Annotated in this window: 13 protein-coding genes; 12 read left to right on the top strand and 1 reads right to left on the bottom strand. The window is 71.3% G+C overall.

Annotated elements, in window-relative coordinates; all coding sequences use genetic code 11:
- Nucleotides 1-172 precede the first annotated feature (172 nt).
- The gene (locus G3580_RS08190; protein ID WP_173764790.1) at nt 173-553 is read right to left on the bottom strand and encodes a 2Fe-2S iron-sulfur cluster binding domain-containing protein; all 381 of its coding nucleotides are present in this window, start codon (nt 551-553) and stop codon (nt 173-175) included.
- Between the two features lie 193 nt (nt 554-746).
- Here G3580_RS08190 and G3580_RS08185 point away from each other — a divergent pair, with 193 nt between their 5' ends.
- The 12 genes from G3580_RS08185 to G3580_RS08130 all read left to right on the top strand — a co-directional run bounded on the left by G3580_RS08185 (nt 747) and on the right by G3580_RS08130 (nt 15,210).
- The gene (locus G3580_RS08185; protein WP_173764789.1) at nt 747-2,429 is read left to right on the top strand and encodes a sigma-54-dependent Fis family transcriptional regulator; all 1,683 of its coding nucleotides are present in this window, start codon (nt 747-749) and stop codon (nt 2,427-2,429) included.
- A 534-nt stretch (nt 2,430-2,963) separates the two neighbouring features.
- Nucleotides 2,964-4,559 carry a phage tail sheath family protein gene (locus tag G3580_RS08180; protein WP_173764788.1) on the top strand — a complete coding sequence of 532 codons (1,596 nt, stop codon included), beginning with the start codon at nt 2,964-2,966 and terminating at the stop codon, nt 4,557-4,559.
- Nucleotides 4,560-4,846: 287 nt separating this feature from the next.
- Nucleotides 4,847-5,371, top strand: a complete 525-nt coding sequence (locus G3580_RS08175) for a phage tail protein (protein WP_173764787.1) — start codon at nt 4,847-4,849, stop codon at nt 5,369-5,371.
- A 5-nt stretch (nt 5,372-5,376) separates the two neighbouring features.
- Entirely contained in the window at nt 5,377-6,078 is a 702-nt protein-coding gene (locus G3580_RS08170; protein WP_173764786.1) for a hypothetical protein, read from the top strand.
- Complete coding sequence (locus G3580_RS08165; RefSeq protein ID WP_173764785.1) at nt 6,075-6,845, top strand: hypothetical protein; 771 nt, start codon at nt 6,075-6,077, stop codon at nt 6,843-6,845. The genes G3580_RS08170 and G3580_RS08165 overlap by 4 nt, the downstream gene beginning before the upstream one ends.
- Nucleotides 6,842-8,158 (top strand): DUF4255 domain-containing protein, encoded by a 1,317-nt coding sequence (locus G3580_RS08160; RefSeq protein ID WP_173764784.1) that lies wholly within the window; start codon nt 6,842-6,844, stop codon nt 8,156-8,158. Before G3580_RS08165 ends, G3580_RS08160 begins: the two co-directional genes overlap by 4 nt.
- A complete protein-coding gene (locus tag G3580_RS08155; RefSeq protein ID WP_173764783.1) occupies nt 8,155-10,059 on the top strand; it encodes an ATP-binding protein in 1,905 nt (634 codons plus the stop codon). The genes G3580_RS08160 and G3580_RS08155 overlap by 4 nt, the downstream gene beginning before the upstream one ends.
- Nucleotides 10,056-10,301 carry a hypothetical protein gene (locus G3580_RS08150; protein WP_173764782.1) on the top strand — a complete coding sequence of 82 codons (246 nt, stop codon included), beginning with the start codon at nt 10,056-10,058 and terminating at the stop codon, nt 10,299-10,301. The genes G3580_RS08155 and G3580_RS08150 overlap by 4 nt, the downstream gene beginning before the upstream one ends.
- Nucleotides 10,298-12,088, top strand: a complete 1,791-nt coding sequence (locus G3580_RS08145) for an eCIS core domain-containing protein (protein ID WP_173764781.1) — start codon at nt 10,298-10,300, stop codon at nt 12,086-12,088. The genes G3580_RS08150 and G3580_RS08145 overlap by 4 nt, the downstream gene beginning before the upstream one ends.
- 43 nt (nt 12,089-12,131) lie before the next feature.
- Nucleotides 12,132-13,058 (top strand): eCIS core domain-containing protein, encoded by a 927-nt coding sequence (locus G3580_RS08140; RefSeq protein ID WP_228720851.1) that lies wholly within the window; start codon nt 12,132-12,134, stop codon nt 13,056-13,058.
- Complete coding sequence (locus G3580_RS08135) at nt 12,992-13,696, top strand: hypothetical protein (RefSeq protein ID WP_173764780.1); 705 nt, start codon at nt 12,992-12,994, stop codon at nt 13,694-13,696. Before G3580_RS08140 ends, G3580_RS08135 begins: the two co-directional genes overlap by 67 nt.
- Nucleotides 13,693-15,210 (top strand): eCIS core domain-containing protein, encoded by a 1,518-nt coding sequence (locus tag G3580_RS08130; protein ID WP_173764779.1) that lies wholly within the window; start codon nt 13,693-13,695, stop codon nt 15,208-15,210. Before G3580_RS08135 ends, G3580_RS08130 begins: the two co-directional genes overlap by 4 nt.
- Nucleotides 15,211-15,216: the final 6 nt, after the last annotated feature.

Here is a 15,216-nt window from a genome sequence, read left to right as displayed (position 1 = left end):
TTCGCTTGATCATTTGATCAACTTGATTTTCTGCACTGCAACAATGACTTGCGTGCGTTTTCAGGCACCCGAACGAAAAAAGACCCGGCCGAAGCCGGGTCTGCAAGATCAAGCCGTGTCGGAGGTGAAACGACTTTCGCTCCGTCCTGGAGCGATGCTTGAATCCAATGGATCAGGGGGGCGCACGCCCCAGATCGGCCAGGCAGGACGCGGCGCCGGCCGCGGCGCGTGGCAGCTTGCGCGTCAGGCACTTGCGCATCCCGCCCACGACCTCGAGCTCGAGGTCGCCCCGCGGATAGAGCCGGCAGGCGAGCACCGTTCCCGCCGCCTCTTCTTCGGCACTCACGTAACTGCGGCTCATCTTGCGGGTCTGGTACTCGCCGCTGACCACATGCACCTTGCACACCCCGCAGCCACCGCCACGGCAGCCGACCGGGATGCCCTTGAAGTTCAGCTGCTCCATGGCGCGCAAGACGTCCACGTCCGGCCGGCAGGTGAAGGTGTCACCGGTGTTGACCAGATGGATGGTGTGACGGACGACCGCTTGATTCATGCGCGAAGCACCTGACATTAATCTCGAGATTAATTAACATACTCAGAAATCGACGCGTGCGCATCGTGCACGTGCACACGACATCACCGCACTCCCGCCCTGCGCGATCACACGGAGGACGCTACGACTTCGGTGATATAAGAGGAGACGCGGCACAGCCCCACACAAGCCGCGCCCACGAGGAGACAACACGGTGGCGGGACTCCAGTACCCCGAGAGCAACGATCTGCGCAGCCTCGTGCGCTTCGCGTACGAGGACGGCCTCATCCTGCTCGGCCAGAACCGCATGGTGCTCATGCATGCAGCCGCGCTCAGCGAACTGCGCAAGGAGCTGATCACCTCGGTCGGCACCGAGCAGGCCCGGCGCATCCTCACGCGCATGGGCTATGCCGCCGGCGCGCGCGATGCCGAGCTCGCACGCAAGATCCGCGGCGAGAGCAACCTGTACGAAGCCTTCGTGGTCGGCCCCCAGCTGCACATGCTCGAAGGCAGCGTGCGCGTCGATCCGGTGCGCTTCGACGTGGACCTCGAGGCCGGCACCTTCGATGGCGAGTTCGTCTGGCACAACTCCTGGGAGGCCGAGGCGCACCTGAAGGAATTCGGCCATTCGGACGAGGCCGTGTGCTGGATGCAGCTGGGCTACGCCTCCGGCTACACCACCGCCTTCATGGGCAGCTTCATCCTCTTCAAGGAGGTCGAGTGCGCGGCCATGGGTACCAACCACTGCCGCATCGTCGGCCGCCCGGTCGAGGCCTGGCCCGATGCCGACGCCTACCTGCCCTACTTCGAGGAGGACTCCATCGTCGGCAAGCTGCTCGAGCTGCGCGACGAGGTGGACCAGCTGCGCTCGTCCATCGGGCGCCACAACCGGGTGCCCAACCTGATCGGCGAATCGACCGGATTCCGCAACGCCTACGATCTCATCCAGAAGGCCGCCGCGACCCACGTGACCGTGCTCCTGCTGGGCGAGACCGGGGTGGGCAAGGAACGCTTCGCCCGCGCCCTGCACGAGACCGGCGCGCGCAAGGACGGGCCCTTCGTGGCGGTCAATTGCGCCGCCCTGCCCCATGACCTCATCGAGTCGGAGCTGTTCGGGGTCGAGAAAGGCGCGTTCACCGGCGCCAACGCCTCGCGCAGCGGCAAGTTCGAGCGCGCCGACGGCGGCACCCTGTTCCTCGACGAGGTGGGAGAGTTGCCCCTGGCGGCGCAGGCCAAGCTGCTGCGCGTGCTCCAGGAAGGCGAAGTGGAACGGCTCGGCGACGAGAAGGTGCGCAAGGTGAACGTGCGCCTGGTGGCCGCCACCAATGTGGACCTGCAGAAGGCGGTGCGCGAGGGGCGCTTCCGCAGCGACCTGTTCTACCGCCTCAACGTCTATCCGGTCACCATCCCGCCGCTGCGCGAGCGCACCTCCGACCTGCCGCTGCTGGTCGAGGCGATGATCAAGCGCTTCTGCGCCATGCACGCCAAGAAGCTGCTGGGCATCACCGACAAGGCCATGCGCAGCCTCATGGCGCACACCTGGCCCGGCAACATCCGCGAACTGGAAAACACCATCGAACGTGGCGTCATCCTCACGCCGCAACACGACTGGATCGAAGCCGAGCACCTGTTCACCGGTCTGCTGCCCGACGAGCCGCCGCACGAGTGCATCGGCAAGGCCGGCGAGCTGGAAAAGCGCGATCGCCCCGACCGGGCCGACCTGTGCGACGCCCTGCTCGCGCAGACCGGCTCCCTCGACGAGGTGGAGGCGATCCTCATCCACCACGCCGTCGAGCAGGCCGGCGGCAACCTCGCCGGCGCGGCCCGCACGCTCGGGATCACGCGGGCGCAGCTGTCCTACCGGCTGAAAAAGACGCGCCATCCCACGCGCGACTGAGGCCACGAAAGCGCCGCGGAATACACCGACCGTTCGTACGCGCAACACATCCTGTTGCAATATTTCCGGCGATCGACAGGGCCGGAACGCCATCACCCGTTTCGGGTACCCAAAGCCGTCATGCGCTCTCGTGCCGGACGACAGTCGCTGAAAAATCAATGACCTCCACCCGCGACCCCTGACGTTCGCAGGCCATGCCCATGGCATCGATCGGCCGGGCCCACGCGGCCCGAGGCATCCGGCACATGCCGCTCTCGCGCATATCCCGGTTGAATCCGGATGGCATCCTTCCTAGGCTGAAAACGCGCCCGACAGCCTCCCTGGCCGATACGCCAACGAACGCATGGCACGCCACAGAAAGCTCATCGAGCGCCGCCTCGCGCGGTGGCCGCCCCACCAGTGAATGCTCGAGCCGTTGATCGTTGCACCCGGCTATCGCCCCCTGTCGCGACGGCCGCCTATTTTGCGATGCCGGCCCGCATAGCCGTCGTTCAGGCGCCTCGCCGGCCGATTTGGGAACGAGGAGCCAATGCCATGCCATCCGCCCTGACCTATCCTGGCGTCTACATCGAAGAGATTCCCAGCGGCGTCCGCACCATCACGGGGGTCGCCACCTCCATCACCGCCTTCATCGGCCGCACCCTGCGCGGGCCGGTGGACACCCCCGTCCGGGTCCAGAGCTTCGCCGAGTTCACCCGCATCTTCGGCGGCCTGTGGCAGCCGTCCCCGCTCAGTCAGGCGGTCAATCACTTCTTCCGCCACGGCGGCAGCGATGCGCTGATCGTGCGCGTGTTCAACGGCACCGTCGCCACCGACACCGCCACCATCAGCCTCGCGACCAGCAGCACCCCGCTGGAACTCGAAGCGGCCAGCCCCGGCGCCTGGGGCGCGGCGCTGCAGGCCACGGTGGACCACGACACCCGCGACACCACCGACGCGCTGCTGTTCAACCTGCTCATCGAGGAGCTCGACCAGCCCGGCGGCACCACCGTGATCGCCTCGGAGATGTTCCGCAACGTCTCCGCCGACCCGGCCAGTCAGCGCTTCGTGGACACGGTGCTCAACGAGCAGTCCGCGCTGGTGAATGTGCGCACCAGCGGCCCGACCGACGCCAGCCCGACCGACGGCACTGTCGCCGCGGGCGGCACCCCGGGCGACGGCAGCCCGGTGATCGACACGCAGGTGACGGGCGACGCCAACGCGCGTACCGGCATCTTCGCCCTCGACGACGCCGACCTGTTCAACCTGCTGTGCATCCCGCCGCTGGGCGTGGACTCCGACACCCCGCCGGGCGGCGCCGGTGCCAGCTGGCCCGACGTGGATCCGGCCACCTGGGCTGCCGCCGCCAGCTACTGCCAGGACCGCCGCGCCATGGTGATCGTCGATCCGCCCGCGGCATGGACCGCAAGCCCCAGCACCGCCATCGCCGACGCCGAGACCGGCGTCAACGCGCTGCGCGGCACCATCGGCAACGACGACGCGATCAACGCCATGGCCTACTTCCCGCGCCTGCGCATGCCCGACCCGCTGTCGGAAAACCGCCTCGCCAGCTTCGCCCCCTGCGGCGCCATCGCCGGCATCATCGCCCGCACCGACGTGCAGCGCGGCGTATGGAAAGCCCCGGCCGGCCTGGCCGCCTCGTTCTCCGGTGTGCAGGGGCTCACCTACACCATGACCGACGCCCAGAACGGCACCCTCAACCCGGTCGGCCTCAACTGCCTGCGCAGCTTCCCGGTGGCCGGTCATCTGGTGTGGGGCTCGCGCACGCTCGCCGGCGCCGACCTGCTCGCCTCCGAATGGAAATACGTGCCGGTGCGCCGGCTCGCCCTGTTCCTCGAGGAGAGCCTGTTTCGCGGCACCCAGTGGGTCGTGTTCGAGCCCAACGACGAACCGCTGTGGGCGCAGATCCGCCTCAACATCGGCGCCTTCATGCAGACCCTGTTCCGCCAGGGCGCCTTCCAGGGCAGCAGCGCCAAGGACGCCTACTTCGTCAAATGCGATCGCGAAACCACCACCCAGAACGACATCGACCGCGGCGTGGTGAACATCGTCGTCGGCTTCGCACCGCTCAAGCCGGCCGAATTCGTGGTCATCAAGCTGCAGCAGATGGCGGGACAGATTGAAGCATGAGGTTGACGACCCCCACGCTCGCTTCGCTCCCTGCCCCCCGAGGGGGCTGCGCCCGCCCTTGGGGCGGCCCGGCGGAGAGTGGACAGCCCCCACGCTCGCTTCGCTCCCTGCCCCCCGAGGGGGCTGCGCCCGCCCTTGGGGCGGCCCGGCGGGCGGGCGGCCCTTGGCTCGATACCCGGCCGATCGATGGCCGTAGGGCGGGTTTCAACCCGCCAGCGATGTCGCGACAGGGTGTTGGCACGCTGAAGCCCACCCTACTGGAACACCGAGATTGAGGAGACACCCCCATGGCACAGTTCAGCGTCAACACCCACCGCTTCGATCCTTACAAGAACTTCAAATTCCGGGTGAAGTGGGATGGCCGCTATGTGGCCGGCGTCAGCAAGGTCGGGGCGCTCAAGCGCAGCACCGAGCTGGTCGAGCATCGCGAGGGCGGCGACCCGTCCATGACCCGCAAGTCCCCCGGGCGCACCAAGTTCGAGGCCATCACGCTGGAGCGCGGCGTCACCCACGACGTGGAGTTCGAGCAGTGGGCCAACAAGGTGTGGAATTTCGGTTCCGGCCTGGGGGCGGAGGTCTCGCTCAAGGACTTCCGCAAGGACCTCATCATCGAGGTCTACAACGAGGCCGGCCAGCTGGCCATCGCCTACAAGGTGTTCCGCTGCTGGGTGTCGGAGTATCAGGCCCTGCCCGAGCTCGACGCCAACGCCAACGCCGTGGCGATCCAGACCATCAAGCTCGAGAACGAGGGCTGGGAGCGCGACTACGACGTCACCGAGCCGTCCGAACCGAGCTACACCGAACCGGCCTGACCGTCATGCTCGCCCTCAGCCCGGCGCGTCTGCTCGCGATCTGGGAGTCCGGCGTTCGCCGTCACCCCATCGACCGGGCGCTGCTGCTGTTCGCCCTGGCCGAGCCGGCGCGCGACCCGGACACCCTGGCCGACGCCCCCCTCGGCGTGCGCAACGCCGCCATCATGGCCCTGCGCGAAGCCTGCTTCGGCAGTCCGCTGCCCTCGTGGGCGGACTGCCCCGCCTGCGGCGAACGCATGGAGTTCGAGCTCGCCTCGTCCATGCTGCCGCCGCGACCGGAAACGCCGGTGGACGAGATCCGCATCGGCGACCTGCGGCTCACGCTTCCCACGAGCCGGCATCTGCTCCTGGCGCTGGACGCGGACGATGCAGAGGACGCCGCACAGCGCCTGCTGCATGCATGCCTCCTGGACCCGGCGGACGACCCGGCGTCCATGGCCGACCTGCTCGATGCGGCGGGCGAGGCCATCGACGCCGCCGACCCCTGGGCCGACCTGAGCCTGGCCCTGTCCTGCCCGGCCTGCGGTGCCCCGGTGTCGGCCAGCCTCGATATCGCCGCCTATCTCTGGGACGAACTGGATCGGCACACCCAGGCGCTGCTCGACGACGTGCACACCCTCGCCGGTGCCTACGGCTGGAGCGAGGGCGAGATCCTGGCGCTGAGCGACACCCGCCGGGCCGCCTATCTGGAGCGGGTGAGTCCATGAGCACCCTGTTCCGCCGCCTCGCCGCGCAGTCGCAGGGTCTGGCCCCGTGCCGGGTGCGGCCGATGGCCGCGCTGCCCTACCAGGCCTTGCCGGCCTTCGCCGAGGCCGGGTCCGATGCGGCGCCCACGAACGCCTCGACCGCCGGGGCGCCGACCACGATGTCGTACACCAGACCAGCCGACCTTGCCGCGCCATCGCCGGCGTCGCCGGACCGCCCGGTGACGCCCGACCCGACGGCCGTGCCGCAGCCCATCGCCACGACGCGGCGCGCACCCGAGCGCATCCTGCACACGGCGCCACCCGAGGCACCCTACGCGGCGACGCCAGGTGAGCTTGCGGCGCCGGCGACTCCTGCCGACACGTCTGCCGAGTGGCCGACGCCCTCGCCGCTGGTGGCCACGCAAGACTCAGCGCCGACCCGCGCACAGGCGATCGCGGGCACAAATGACGTCCCGTCGCCCGCCGTCAGCGCAAGCGAAAGCCGTCGCGCCGGCAACGCCGTCGATCCCGCGTCGGCCCGGCGCGACACCGGGCCGGCACCGCTCCTGCCCCGACGACAGGCCCGCACCCGTCCCTCGCCACCGTCAACGCCGAACCGCCAGGCCGCCGAGCCGCCTGCCGAGCCCAACGAGGTGCATGTCCACATCGGCCGCATCGAGGTCACCGCCGTCCAGGAGGCGGCCGCGCCCAAGGCCCGGCCCAAGCGCGGCCAGGCGCCCATGTCGCTGGACGACTACCTGGCCCGACGCCGACGGGGGGGCACATGAGCACCGCCCTGGCCATCGCCGGCGTCACCGCCGTGCTGCGCGACCGCCTCAACGAAGGCGTGGTGAATCACGACGTCTCGGCCGTGACCGGCAGCACCGTCACCGTGAGCACGCTGGCGCCCGACCGAGTCATCCCCGCCGAGGGCACCGAATCGACGCAGCTGAACATCTTCCTGTACCAGGTCAGCCCCAACACCGGCTGGCGCAACGACGCCCTGCCCGCACGCGACGGTTCAGGCCGCCACCGGCTCACCAACGCGCCCCTGGCCCTCGACCTGCACTACCTCATCAGCGCCTACGGCAGCGAGCCCCTGCACCGGGAAATCCTGCTCGGCTACGCCATGCAGTTGATGCACGAATACCCGGTGCTCACCCGCGAGATGATCCGCACCGCACTCAACCCCTCGCCCGACGTGGGCACCGACCTGCCCGCCAGCCTGCGCGCGCTGGCCGACTGCGGCCTCGCCGACCAGGTGGAAACGCTCAAGATCACGCCGCAGTTCCTCGGCAGCGAGGAGCTCTCCAAGCTGTGGACCGCCACCCAGTCGCACTTTCGCCCGAGCGCCGCCTACCAGGTCTCGGTGGTGTTGATCGAGGCGCGCGAGAGCACCCGCCCGAGCCTGCCGGTGCTCTCGCGCGGCGAGCGCAACCCGGTCACCGGGCGCGAGCGCGGCGTGGTGGTCTCGCCGTCCATGGTGCCGCCCCTGCCGACCCTCGAATCGGTCGAACCCGACGGCCGCCAGCCGGTGATCCGCCTGGGCGGGAATGTGCGTCTGAACGGTCATCACCTGGACGGCACCAACCGCAGCGTGCGGCTGCGCAATGACCGCTTCGACATCGACGAGACGCTCGCCGCGACCGGCAGCAGCGCCGCCGATCACCTGGACTTCACCGTGCCGGCCGCCAGCGCCGCCGACTTCCCGGTCGGGGTCTACGACATCCGCGTGCGCCTGGTCATGCCGGACGAGCTCAACCCCCGGACCAGCAACCGGCTCGCTGCCGTCATCGCCCCCGACATCACCACCCTGCCGGCCGCCCCGGTGCCGCGCGACGGCAACGGGGACGCGCAATTCACGGTGCAATTCACCCCGGCCCTGCGCCCGGGGCAGACGGTCTCGCTGCTCATGGGCACCACCGAACTGCTGCCCGAGCCCTTCGTGGCGCCCACCACGTCGCTCGCTTTCATCGCCCGCGACGTGCCCGCCGGCGCGTCGCCGGTGCTGCGGCTGCGCATCGACGGCGTCGACAGCCCCATCGTCGACCGCAGCGCCGAGCCCCCGGTGTTCTTCGACCTGCGGGTGACCTTCTCATGAACGCGCCGCTGGAGCTCGACTGGACCACCGCCAACCAGCAACTGCTGGTGGCCCACTTCGCCCGCCTGCGTGCCCTGCTCGACGATGGCGACCTGGCCCTGGCGGAAGCCGAGCTCGAGCGCTGCGCCGCCCGCCTGCCCGCTCCGGCGGCCATCGACAGCCTCGTCGAGCGCTTTGCCCTGAGCGGCTTCGAGCGCGACATCCTGCTGCTGGCCGCGGGCTTCGAGATGGACGCGGCCCTGGCACGCCTGTGCCGCGAAACCACCGATCAGCCCCATGCGAGCTTCGGCCTCGCCATGGCCGTGCTCCCCGACGCCCACTGGAGCGCCATCGCGCCGCTCGACCCGCTGCGCCGCTGGCGCCTCGTCGAGGTGGACGAACACGCCGGGCTCACCGCCGGTCGCCTGCGCCTGGAGGAACGGGTGCTGCACTACCTGGCCGGCCTCAACGAACTCGACCACCGCCTGCAGGCCCTGATCGAGCCGGTGCCCCAGACGGGGCTCATGGCGGACAGCCATCAGGCCCGGGCGCAGGCGCTGGCCCGCTCGATCGCCACCGCCGAGCCCCCCCTGCCGGTGATCCAGCTGGCGGGGGACGACCCGACCGCCCGGCAGGACGTGGCCCGCAGCGTCGCCGACGCCCTGGGCGCGCAGCTCTACCGCCTGCGCGCGAGCCATGTCCCCACCGGCGCCCATGAATGCACCGCGCTGGCCACCCTGTGGCAACGCGAGGCCGCCTTGCTCGGCGCCGGCTTGCTGATCACCGACGCCGACGCCCATCCGGAAGCGGTGCCGGCCCTCGTCGGCCAGCTCCATGGCGTGGTATTCCTGAGCACGCGCGAACCGCTCACGCTCGACGGCCCGACCCGGCTCGAACGCATCCTGCGGCCCGACGCCCCCGCCCAGCGCCAGCTCTGGCACACCGCCCTGGGCGAGCGGGCCGACGCTCTCGGCGCCACCATCGACACCCTGGCCAGCCGCTACCGTCTCGCGGCCCGGCGCATCGGCGAGATCGCCGCCCTGGCTGAAGGCCAGGACCCCGAGCACATCGAGGCGATGCTGCATGCGCACTGCCGCGGCGACGACACGCCCCTGCTCGCCCTCGCCCAACGCATCGACGCCCGTGCCGGCTGGAGCGACCTGATCCTGCCCGACGCCCAGCGACGCACGCTCGAGCAGATCGCCGTGCATGCGCGCCACCGGCTGCGCGTGCATCACGACTGGGGCTTCGCCGACAAGGGCGAGCGCGGCCTCGGGCTGGCCACCCTGTTCGCCGGCGAGAGCGGCACCGGCAAGACCCTGGCCGCCGAAGTGCTGGCGCACGAACTGGGGCTGGCGCTCTACCGCATCGACCTGTCGGCCGTCATCAGCAAGTACATCGGCGAAACCGAAAAGAACCTGCGCAAGGTCTTCGACGCCGCCGAGGACATCGGCGCCATCCTGCTCTTCGACGAGGCCGATGCCCTGTTCGGCAAGCGCAGCGAGGTCAAGGACAGCCACGACCGCTACGCCAACATCGAGGTGAGCTACCTGCTCCAGCGCATGGAGGCCTACCGGGGCGTGGCCATCCTCACCACCAACCACAAGGCGGCGTTGGACAGCGCCTTCAGCCGCCGCCTGCGCTTCGTGGTGAACTTCCCCTTCCCCGACGCGGCACAGCGCGAAGCCATCTGGCGCGGCGTGTTCCCCGCGAAGACGCCGGTCGAAGGACTCGACTTCGGCAAGCTCGCCCGCCTCAACGTCGCCGGCGGCCACATCCGCAACATCGCCCTGGCCGCCGCTTTCATGGCCGCCGAGGCCGGCACCCCGGTGACCATGGCGCTGCTGCACCGCGCCGCGCGCCTGGAGATCGCCAAGCGCGACAAGCCGGTCGCCGAAGCCGAACTGCGGGGGTGGACATGACCCGGATCGTCATCCACATCGACGCGCTGGTGCTCCAGGGCATCGATCGCCGCGACGCGGACGCGGTCGCCGCCGGTGTCCGCGCCGAGCTCGCGCGCCGGCTCGCCGACCCCGCCGCGGCCAACACGCTGGGCACGGACACGCGCCGGGTAGACGCCGGCCGCGTGCACACCGGCACCACGGCAGGCCGGTCCCTGGGCGGTGCGCTGGCCGGCCCCATCCTGCGGGGGCTGGCACGATGAGCACCCGCGCCACCCGGGCCGTCACCGCAGTGCCCCAGACCGGCCATCCGTCCGCCGCGCCCGCCCGCGGCCATCCGGCGCCGGAGGCCCACCGCGACGGCGAAAACACTCGGCTCGACCCTGTCGCCGGCCCCTGCGGTGTGCTGTCCATCGGTGCCGCCGACGATCCGCTGGAACGCGAGGCCGACCGGATCGCCGGCCAGATTCTGCGCACGCCCGGCCGGCCGATGCATCGGTCGTCGGGCACGCACACCGATGTCCATGGCCACCGGGCGCTCCGGTCGGGCGCCGTCCTGCGCGCGCGACGCGGCGAACACCGCGTCCAGAACCACGCCCCGGCCATCGTGCACGACACCGTGCAAGCCTCCGGGCAGCCGCTCGATCAGGCCACGCGCGCTTTCTTCGAGCCGCGCTTCGGTCACGACTTCAGCAAGGTGCGCGTCCATGCCGACGCCCGGGCGGCCGCCTCTGCGCATGCCATCGACGCCCGTGCCTACACGGTCGGCCACGACCTCGCCTTCGCCGCGGGCCACTATGCGCCGGGCACCCGCGCGGGCCGGCGCCTGCTGGCGCACGAGCTGGCCCACGTGGTCCAGCAGTCGGGCGCCCCGGCGCTGGTCCAGCGCGCGCCGGCCACCCCCGCGCCCGACACCGGGTCGGGCGCCGACGCGGACGCCGCTTGCGAAGCCCCGCTGGATCCGGCCCAGGTGACGCGTCTGCAGTTCGACGGCGGCCGCCTGCGCGCGCAGCACGCGGACGGCAGTTGCGCGAGCACGAGCGCGGTCTCGGGCAAATACTCGATCGAATCGCTCGAGGCGGTCGAGGAGTTCATCGTCGGCCTGGCCCAGGCGCAGGGCCGGACCCTCACCACCAAGGCCGAGATCGACGCCTACTTCCGCGCCGACATGTCGCATGCCGAGCGGCTCGAAGCGCTGACGATGCTCAAGGCGGCCACTTCGCGGCAGGCCAACGGGCCCATCCCCGACGGCAGCTTCGAGATCAATCCGGCGGTCTCGAACCGCGACCTCGACGCCAGCCAGAGCGTCGGCCTCGCGTGTGGCGACGTGCGCCCGATCAAGAAAGGGACGCAACCGGTCACCCGGCCGGAGAACCAGACCTGCTGGGGCAGCCTGCGCATCAAGATCACCCGCCCCGGCGGCGGCGGCACGCTGGACGTCAATCCGGACGAAAGCAAGGGCGACAAGGTCCAGCGCTTCGGTTTCTACCTCCATGGCGGCGTCGCGCCCGATCCGGTGTCCAGCGGCTGCATCAAGGTGCTGGACGACGGCTTCCTCAACCAGCTGGCCACCATTCCCGGCGCGGTGCCGCTAGTGGTCGGCAAGGCCGAATCCTCGTTCCGCAAGCGCAACGAAGACCGGATCGGGCGCGAGTTCCTCGCCTTCCTCGATTCGGCCGGCACGGGCAGCTGGAAGGGCCGCATCATCTTCGCCTCCGGCAAGGAGCAGGCCATCGACGGCGCCATGCGGGTGCAGGACTTCGACATGAGCGACGAGACCGCGGACCCGTTTGCCGCCGTGGTCACCTTCGCCTACAGCTACGCCCTGTCCAGCGGCGCGACGGTGCAAGGCTCGGCCATCGGCGTCGTGCGCGGCTCGACCCTGGTGCTGAGAACCAAGGAAACCATCGGCGAACGCGACGTGCGGGGCGACGCCACCCTGACCTTCATCCCGACCCGCACTGCGGGCGTGCCGGGCACGCTCTTCGGCAGCTGGAAGGATGACGACGGCAGCGAGGGCCACTGGAAGATCCGCCACCCGAACCCCTAGACCGGTTCGACGGCGCTGTTTTGAGCAGGAGTCACAAGTGACAATGACCGCATCCATGCAAGGCCCATCGACCCGCGCGACAGCGGAGGCCACCTGGCACGTGGCACCGCTGCAGCGCAAGTGTGCCTGCGGGGGTTCGGCCGGCATGGACGGCGAGTGCGAGGCCTGCCGCCGCAAGGACGCCCTCGGCCTGCAGGCCCGCCTCGTGGTCGGCGCCGGCAACGATCCGCTGGAGCGGGAAGCCGACCGCGCCGCCGACCACGTACTCGGCCGTCCCGAAGGCGGAGTAGCGCTCACCAACGCCGCCGGGCGCCTGAGCCGTCGCCCGGCGGGCACGGTGACGGCCCGGCCCGTGCCCGCCAGCGTCACCACGACCCTGCGCGCCTCCGGCGAGCCGCTGCCTGCCGCCACCCGCCACTTCTTCGAGACCCGCTTCGGCCACGACTTCGGCCATGTCCGGGTGCATCACGACGCCGCGGCCGCCGCCTCGGCCCGCGACGTGGCCGCCCACGCCTACACGGTGGGCCACCAGGTGGTGTTCAACCAGGGCCGCTACGCGCCCGCCACCCCCGCCGGCCAGGCGCTGCTCGCGCATGAACTGGCCCATGTGGTGCAGCAGACCGGTACCTTGCAACGCAGCGCCATCGCCCCCGAGCTCGAAGTGCGCGCCAACCCGCCGGAGGACGAGGCCATGCGCCCCCCGAGCCGCCGGTCGAGGAGACCGAAACACCGCAGGCCGAGGCCGCGGGCGGTCATGGCGGCCCCGCCAGCGCGCTCTATCCGCCCCCGATCGATTCATCGATCGAAGGCGCACCGCTCCCCCACGGGATGGATCGCGACGCGCTCGAGGCCGAGCGCGCCTGCATCGCCACCACGCCGCCCGATCCGGTCGAATGCGATCCGGTGCGCGCCCTCACCTGGGCGGATTTCAGCGGCGCCGCGCCGCGTCGCAGCCGCTTCGGCGCCATGACCGCCTCCGACCTGCGCGAGCGCGCCATCAACACCGCCCTGGCCCGCTGCGCCCCCTACACCCAGCCGCAGACCCGCGGCGTGCAGGCCTTCTTCATTCCCGGCCGCTCGTGGGTCAAGCCCGAGTTCGCCAACGCGGGCAACGCCGCGCACAACGGCTGCCACCGGATCGTCGGCCAGTGCCAGGCCTTCTTCGATCGCGAGGCGCGGGCCGGACGGGCCGGCGGCAGCTTCGGCATGAGCGCCGGCGCGCCCCGGGGCTGCCCGGCCGGCGCCCAGGCGCGGGGCGACCAGGCGCACTCGCGCGCCCAGTGCGCCACCATCGTCGCTCGCGACTGCCACGACACCCGCGTCGCCGAGTCCGGCCGCCTGCTGCGCCACGAACAGGGCCACTTCAACCTCAGCTGCGCCATGGCGCGCAAGGCCAACGGGATGCTCGCGGCGGCGCCGAACTTCGCCCAGTTGCTGCGCAGCGCGCGGCGCGTCCTGAGCCAGCAGCAGCGCCGCTACGACGCCCAGACCCGCCACGGCTGCATCGCCGCCGCCCAGGCCCGCTGGGAAGCCGACATCGCCGCCGGGCTGGCGCGGGTCAACATCCCGGTCGGCCGCCGCCGGGGCGGTCGGGGGCGCCGCCGATGACTCGCCAGGCCACGCCCTTCGTCCCGAGCACGACCGACTGCGCCGCATCGCCGGTGCTGCAGCGGCGCTGTGCCTGCGGGGGCAGCGCCGGCACCCATGGCGAGTGCGAGGCCTGCCAGCGCAAGCACGCCCTCGGGGCCAGCGCCGGGCTGCGCATCGGGCCTGCCGACGATGCGCTCGAACGCGATGCGGATCGCACGGCGGCACGGGTGCTTGGCGGCGACGCCGCGACGCCAACGCCGGCGCACCCCGGGCAGCTGCGTCGGCGGGCGACCCCCGGCGGTGCCGGGGCCACGGCCCCGGCCAGCGTGCACACCACCCTGGGTGGCCACGGCACGCCGCTGCCCGCGCCCACGCGGCGTTTCTTCGAATCCCGTTTCGGCCACGATTTCGCCCGGGTGCGCATCCATGACGACGCGCAGGCCGCCGCCTCGGCCCGCGAGGTGGCGGCCCATGCCTACACCGTGGGCACCCATGTGGTGTTCGCCCGCGGACGCTACGCGCCGGACACCCGCACCGGCCGTGAGCTGCTGGCCCATGAACTCGCCCATGTGGTGCAGCAGTCCGGCGGCGGGCGACGCCTCAGTCGCGATCCGGACCCGGACGCGCCCGCCAGCGACGACGCCACCTTCGAGGCGAGCACCGCCGAAGCCAGCTGCGACATGGGCGCCCTGTGCCGCCTCAGCGTGCGCGCCCCGGCGGTGGTCACCCGGGCGCGGCTGCTGCAGGCCTGGCGCGCCTGTCACCCGGGCATCCCGATCACGTCCCTGGTGGGCGGCAACCCGTGCCTGACACCGAACTTCGGCCGCCGCGTGGCGCCACCGGCACCCGGACCGCGCCGGGCGCCGGCCGGCCCGCGTGCCGCGCCCGCACCGTCGGCCGGCAGCGGCAGTGGCAGCGGTGGTGGATTGTCGCTGCCCTCGACCACGATCCACTTCAGCCTCGGCCCGGCGGCCTTCACCATCGACCTGCCCGCCTCGGTGGCGATCCAGCTGCCGGTGCCGTTCCGCGGCGCACGCCGGGTAGTGTTCGCGCTCAATGCCAGCCCCAGCGAGTTCTCCTTCACCGCCACCATCAACGCAGTGCCCCATGTGCGCATCATCGCGCGCGCCGGCATCACCACCGAGGGGCGCGGCTCGGCCGGGCTCACGGTGCAGACCACCCGCACCACCTGCCAGGCGGTGAGCCCGGCGGCGGCGCGCGCGGCGCTGAGCTCGGCCGGCAACCAGCTGCGCGACGCGATCCGCGCGGTGCAGAACCCGCCCGCCCCCGATCCGGACGCCAGCGAGCTGTCGCGGACCTTCGCGCCGCACATGCGCTATGCCGACGTGGTCTCGGCCATCGCCCACCTGCATTCGGAGATCGAACGGGTCGGCGCGCCGTGCCGCGAGGTACCGGTGTTCTCGGCCGAGTTCGGCGCCCAGGGCCCGCTGACCACCCCGGACACCCCGCCGGGGCCGACCGATCAACCCCCGTCGAGCTATGTCGGCGGCAGCCTGAAGTTCCACTTCTAGGAGCGC

Origin of the sequence: Nitrogeniibacter mangrovi (assembly GCF_010983895.1) — a bacterium.
In the GTDB taxonomy this organism is placed as follows: domain Bacteria; phylum Pseudomonadota; class Gammaproteobacteria; order Burkholderiales; family Rhodocyclaceae; genus Nitrogeniibacter; species Nitrogeniibacter mangrovi.
Note: the sequence above shows the minus strand (reverse complement) of the source record. Positions and strands in the feature narration are given on the sequence as shown.

Bases quoted from the DNA above. Each gene is read 5' to 3' on its own strand.
- G3580_RS08180 (WP_173764788.1), top strand. From the start codon at position 2,964: ATGCCATCCGCCCTGACCTATCCTGGCGTCTACATCGAAGAGATTCCC.
- G3580_RS08130 (WP_173764779.1), top strand. From the start codon at position 13,693: ATGACTCGCCAGGCCACGCCCTTCGTCCCGAGCACGACCGACTGCGCC.
- G3580_RS08190 (WP_173764790.1), bottom strand. From the start codon at position 553: ATGAATCAAGCGGTCGTCCGTCACACCATCCATCTGGTCAACACCGGT.
- G3580_RS08160 (WP_173764784.1), top strand. From the start codon at position 6,842: ATGAGCACCGCCCTGGCCATCGCCGGCGTCACCGCCGTGCTGCGCGAC.
- G3580_RS08170 (WP_173764786.1), top strand. From the start codon at position 5,377: ATGCTCGCCCTCAGCCCGGCGCGTCTGCTCGCGATCTGGGAGTCCGGC.
- G3580_RS08155 (WP_173764783.1), top strand. From the start codon at position 8,155: ATGAACGCGCCGCTGGAGCTCGACTGGACCACCGCCAACCAGCAACTG.
- G3580_RS08175 (WP_173764787.1), top strand. From the start codon at position 4,847: ATGGCACAGTTCAGCGTCAACACCCACCGCTTCGATCCTTACAAGAAC.
- G3580_RS08165 (WP_173764785.1), top strand. From the start codon at position 6,075: ATGAGCACCCTGTTCCGCCGCCTCGCCGCGCAGTCGCAGGGTCTGGCC.
- G3580_RS08150 (WP_173764782.1), top strand. From the start codon at position 10,056: ATGACCCGGATCGTCATCCACATCGACGCGCTGGTGCTCCAGGGCATC.
- G3580_RS08145 (WP_173764781.1), top strand. From the start codon at position 10,298: ATGAGCACCCGCGCCACCCGGGCCGTCACCGCAGTGCCCCAGACCGGC.
- G3580_RS08140 (WP_228720851.1), top strand. From the start codon at position 12,132: ATGACCGCATCCATGCAAGGCCCATCGACCCGCGCGACAGCGGAGGCC.